Origin of the sequence: Paracidovorax citrulli, assembly GCF_900100305.1 — a bacterium.
In the GTDB taxonomy this organism is placed as follows: domain Bacteria; phylum Pseudomonadota; class Gammaproteobacteria; order Burkholderiales; family Burkholderiaceae_C; genus Paracidovorax; species Paracidovorax citrulli.
The window spans coordinates 1-1,209 of record NZ_FNEY01000071.1 but is presented as its reverse complement, the minus strand read 5'-3'; the positions used below and the strand labels follow the sequence as shown (position 1 = coordinate 1,209).

At 62.8% G+C, this 1,209-nt stretch carries 1 protein-coding gene; it reads left to right on the top strand.

Going from position 1 to position 1,209, the window contains the following annotated elements; genetic code table 11:
* The coding region (locus tag BLR99_RS22185; protein WP_233427258.1) for an RHS repeat-associated core domain-containing protein at positions 1 to 1,209 on the top strand (1,209 nt) is incomplete at both ends.

The window sequence follows — 1,209 nt, the reverse complement described above, 5'->3', positions numbered from 1 at the left end:
GTCTGGCAGCGCGAGGCAGCGGGTGGCGCCTGGCAGCGGGTGGCCTGCTACCGCTACGACCCCTTCGGGCGGCGGCTGGCCAAGACCGTCTTCGGCAACGGTAACGACAACGGCGGCAGCAGCGAGCGGGTAGCTGCATCGGGCGTCGCGACCGCCACCTACGCCGGCTGGGACGGTGACCGCCTCGTGCACAACGAAGGCCCCCAGGGGCTGCAGCACGTGCTCTACGAACCCGGCTCCTTTGCGCCGCTGCTGCGCCTGGAGCGTGAGCAGGCCATTCCCACGGCCTTGCAGGCCATGCTTTCCATGGAGGAAGACCAAGCTCGCATGGGGCTAAATAGCCAGGAAAGCGGCCTATCACCTGCCGCAGCCCTGTTCGCTGGCTTGCCCCGTGCGCAACGCGAACTGCTGGAGGGCGCCCTACACGACGCTATCGGGCCCCACGGCAACGCTCTACAGGCGCGACTGCAGGCAAGTCTGCCCGAAGAGGCCGGCGCATTGTTGATTGCGGGCCTGCAATCCGTGCGCCAGCAACAGCAGGCTGCCACTCAGGCCCATCCCACGCGCATCCGCCATTTCCTTTGCGACCACCTGGGCACGCCGATCGCCCTGGTGGATGCCAACGGCCCGCAGGCGGGCTTGGTGACCTGGGCTGCGACCTACCATGCCTGGGGTGCTGTGCGCGAGGAATACGACCCGCACGGCATCAATCAGCCCATCCGCTTCCAGGGCCAGCAGCTTGATGCCGAGACGGGGCTGCACTACAACCGGTTCCGTTATTACGACCCGATCCTGGGTCAGTATGTGACGCAGGATCCAATCGGACTGGTGGGCGGGAGTCACTCTTACGCCTACGTTGGAAATGATCCGTTGAACTGGGTTGATCCGCGTGGCTTGGAACCGGGCTCGATGGCTCAAAGAGGGTACCTGGACAACAACCGTCCGAGCTACCCAGGACTATTAGGGCAGGACGAAAATGGCGTGCTGTTGTTTGATGAAAAGAGCCCAAATTTTCATAGCTACAACGTTAGTAATTCATGTCAAAAAAATACCCCTGGCTGCACGTTTGGTAATGTTGCTGAGGGGCTTATGAGATACCCCGCTCCAGGCGCGACGGAGCATGTCAAGGTAGTTGTCGCGTTGATCAAGCAGCCCGAGGCTGCGTATTCGATGCGGTCGCCGCGGCATTGGAGATGCCGTCGCGCTCAG